General features: G+C 69.3%; 3 protein-coding genes and 1 pseudogene. All 4 read left to right on the forward strand.

Annotated features, from left to right (window positions below):
• Positions 1-170 precede the first annotated feature (170 nt).
• On the forward strand, positions 171-557 hold the full coding sequence (locus tag E3O49_RS18925) for a LacI family DNA-binding transcriptional regulator (protein WP_134364814.1): 387 nt from the start codon (positions 171-173) through the stop codon (positions 555-557).
• An 11-nt stretch (positions 558-568) separates the two neighbouring features.
• On the forward strand, positions 569-1,855 hold the full coding sequence (locus E3O49_RS10060) for a hemolysin family protein (protein ID WP_134364815.1): 1,287 nt from the start codon (positions 569-571) through the stop codon (positions 1,853-1,855).
• A 49-nt stretch (positions 1,856-1,904) separates the two neighbouring features.
• Positions 1,905-2,126, forward strand: a pseudogene (locus E3O49_RS10065) (family 1 glycosylhydrolase); the annotation flags it as partial.
• A 47-nt stretch (positions 2,127-2,173) separates the two neighbouring features.
• On the forward strand, positions 2,174-3,346 hold the full coding sequence (locus tag E3O49_RS10070; protein WP_134451444.1) for an ROK family transcriptional regulator: 1,173 nt from the start codon (positions 2,174-2,176) through the stop codon (positions 3,344-3,346).
• The last annotated feature ends 199 nt before the right edge of the window (positions 3,347-3,545 follow it).

Raw genomic sequence — 3,545 nt, forward strand, 5'->3', positions numbered from 1 at the left:
ATCAGAATCGCTCATAAGCAATTTTCCCAGACCCCACGGCCAAGGACGGGAAATCCGGCGGCGTTTTAAACTTTGCCGTTACTGACCCACGCTCCTAGACAGCATAGGCGCGGTTGGATGCCGCGCACGGCTTCATGCGGCAGACTGTGCCACAAGGAATGGAGAGGTCGATGGCAAGCATCCACGACGTGGCGCGTGTGGCCGGCGTCTCCATCAGCACCGTCTCCTACGCCCTCTCCGGCAAGAGGTCGATCGCGGAGTCGACCCGGCTGCGCATCACCAACGCCGTCGAACAGCTGGGCTACCGGCCCAACGCGGGGGCACGGATGCTCGCCGGCACGCGCACCAACATCTTCGCCCTGACCGCACCGTTCCACGCGGAGACCTCCGCGCCCGCACACATGGCGTTCGTGCTCGCCGTCGCCGACTCCTGCACGCGCGCGGTGCAGCTCGCGATCGAGCAGGTCGCCGGCCGGATCGAACCGCGGGTCGAACTCGTTCCGCCGCGCTACTACGAGCGGGGCTCCATCGCGACCCCGGCGGCCTCCCGGGGTTAGGCGGACGGCTGGTGGACATTCACACTCTGGTCAATCTCGGCCTCGTGCTGCTCTTCGTTCTCACCGGCGGCCTGTTCGCCGCCACGGAGATGGCGCTGGTGTCCCTGCGGGAAAGCCAGTTGCACCGGCTCAGGCAGCAGGGCAGTCGGGGTGCGAAGGTCGCGGCGCTGGCCCGCGACCCCAACAAGTTCCTGGCGGGGGTTCAAATCGGCGTCACCGTCGCTGGTTTCTTCTCCGCGGCCTATGGGGCCACCACGCTCGCCCCGGATGTCACACCCCTGCTGGTGGCGCTTGGCCTGCCGAAGGGGGCTGCGGACACCCTGGCCCTGGTCGGGATGACGCTCGTGATCGCGTATCTCTCCCTTGTTCTCGGTGAACTCGTGCCCAAGCGATTCGCCCTCCAGAAGGCGGCCGGTTTCTCGCTCGTGCTGGCGCCGCCGCTCCTGATTTTCGCTGCGTTCATGCGACCCGTGATCTGGTTCCTGTCCGTGTCGACGAACGCCGTCGTGAGAATTCTCGGTGGAGACCCGCACGCCAGGACGGAGCAGATGTCCGACGAAGAACTCCGCGACCTGCTCCATGCCCACCAGGGGCTCGAGGTCGAGGAGCGCCGAATCCTGACTGAAGTCCTCAACGCGACGGATCGGACCGTCGCGGAGGTCATGCGTCACCGCGCCGATGTCGCATTCCTGAGCGGCACCCAGTCGATCGCCGAGGCGATCACCCAGGTTCGCGCGATGCCGTACACGCGGTACCCCGTCATCGGCCGATCCGTTGACGACGTGACGGGTTTCGTGCACGTGCGCGACCTTCTCGACCCGGAGTCGCACCCGGCAGCCACCACGGTGGCCGACATCACCCGCTCGATCGTGTTCCTGCCGGGCACGAACCGCATCCTGCCCGCCATGACGCACCTGCGGCGCGCCGGGGTCCACATTGCCGTCGTGATCGACGAGTACGGAGGCACCGACGGCATAGTGACGCTTGAGGACCTCGTCGAAGAACTGGTCGGCGAGATGCGGGATGAGCGTGACGAGCCCGTGGCCGCGGCCCTGGACCACTTCGTCGGCCCGGGGGCGGCGCGGATCGTGGACGGCAGCGTGAACATCGAGGATTTCGCCGAGTTCACCGGGATCGAACTCGAAGACGGCCCGTATGAGACCGCGGCCGGCTTCATCGTCGACCGGCTCGGCCGCCTGCCCGTCGTCGGCGACACGGTGCCGGTCGGGGAGTATCGACTCAGGGTCGCCGCCGTCGAGGGGCGCCGGATCACCATGATCGAGGTGGTCTCGGCCTGAGGTGCGGGACGCCCGCGGGCGGCTCGCCCTGGCCGGGCGCCGATCGCAGCCGCTGATGATCACCGAGAACGGCGCGGCCTTCGTCGACGAGGTCGTGCAGACCCTGCGCGGCTACCAGGTCTGGTCTCTGCTGGACAACTTCGAATGGAGCTACGGCTTCTCGAAGCGGTTCGGCATCGTGCACGTGGACTACGACAGCCAGGTGCGCACGCCCAAGGACAGCGCCCTCTGGTACGCCCAGTTGGCCGGTTCCGGGATCGTGCCCCGGTAACCTTGACCTAACCTGACTGGCCAGGCGCGAGGCTAAGGGACACTCTGATGCAGGGAACCAACCACGACGACGTGCGTCGGCGCAACCTGTCGGTCATCCTGCGCCTGGTGCACCGCGACGGGCCGACCTCGCGTGCGGTGCTGACCCGCCGGACCGGCCTGAACCGGTCGACCATCGCGGCTCTCGTCGCCGAACTCGAGTCGCTCGGGCTCGTCGGGGAGCGCGACCCTGACTCCACCAACCAGGTGGGCCGGCCCAGCCCGGTCGTGTTCTGCGCCGAGCAGGTGGTCGCCCTCGCCGTGAACCCCGAGATCGACGCCGTCACCATCGGGATCGTCGGGCTCGACGGCGGCGTGCACCGCCGCATCCGTTACCCCACCGAACGGTCGCCGAGCGCGAGCGAGGCCGTGAACATCGCCGCCGCCGTGATCGAGGGGATGCGCGGCGAACTGGAGACCCGGTTCCGGGTGGTCGGCATCGGCGTCGCCGTTCCGGGGCTCGTGCGCGCCTATGACGGCCTGGTGCGGCACGCCCCGCACCTCGGCTGGGCGGACGAGCCGTTCAAGGAGATGCTCGAGCAGGCCACGGGCTACCCCGTATCCGCCGCCAACGACGCCATCCTCGGGGCGATGGCGGAGCAGCACTTCGGCGCGGGGAAGGGCATCACCGACCTCATCTACCTCAACGGCGGCGCCAGCGGCATCGGCGGCGGCATGATCATCGGCGGCAGCCCGGTGGGCGGCATCGCCGGTTATGCGGGGGAGTTCGGCCACATCCGGGTCAGCGGCAGCGCCCGCACGGATTCGGCCGGGATCGCCGGAACACTCGAAGCCGAGGTCACCCGGGAGGACCTGCTGGACGTGCTCGGGCTGGCCGGCGCGGATGCCGACGAGCTGGAGCAGGCCCTGCTCGCCTCCGACGCGCCGCTCGTGCGGGCCGAGGTGGAGCGCCAGCTGGACTTCCTCGCGGTGGCCCTGGCCGGGGCGATCAACATCCTCAACCCGCAGCTGGTCGTGCTCGGCGGATTCCTCGCGGCCCTGTTCTCGGTCGACCCGGAGCGCCTGCGGCTGGCCGTGTCATCGATGACCCTGGGCTCCTCCTTCGGCAGTGTGCGGATCAGCGCGGCCGAACTCGGCTCGAACCTGCTGATGATCGGCGCCGCCGAGCTCGCCTTCGAGGGATTGCTCGATGATCCGAGCGGGCTGTCCTCCGCGGCCTGAACCGGAAGTGTCCGCTGGACCGGGCGGCTGACTCAGGAGATTCAACGGATGTCCCGCGCATCGCCCCGGAATCCCGCGGTACCCGGCCGGCGACATCCGTCTTCTCCTGAGCTGGCCACCGGGGAAAGCGGCCCCTCCGCGCCTGCGCCCGCCGCGGCTGCGCCCGCCGCGGCTGCGCCCGCCGCGGCTGCGCCCGCCG

The sequence above is a fragment of the Cryobacterium shii genome (assembly GCF_004402595.1).
Lineage (GTDB): Bacteria > Actinomycetota > Actinomycetes > Actinomycetales > Microbacteriaceae > Cryobacterium > Cryobacterium shii.

Bases quoted from the DNA above. Each gene is read 5' to 3' on its own strand.
- E3O49_RS10070 (WP_134451444.1), top strand. From the start codon at position 2,174: ATGCAGGGAACCAACCACGACGACGTGCGTCGGCGCAACCTGTCGGTC.
- E3O49_RS18925 (WP_134364814.1), top strand. From the start codon at position 171: ATGGCAAGCATCCACGACGTGGCGCGTGTGGCCGGCGTCTCCATCAGC.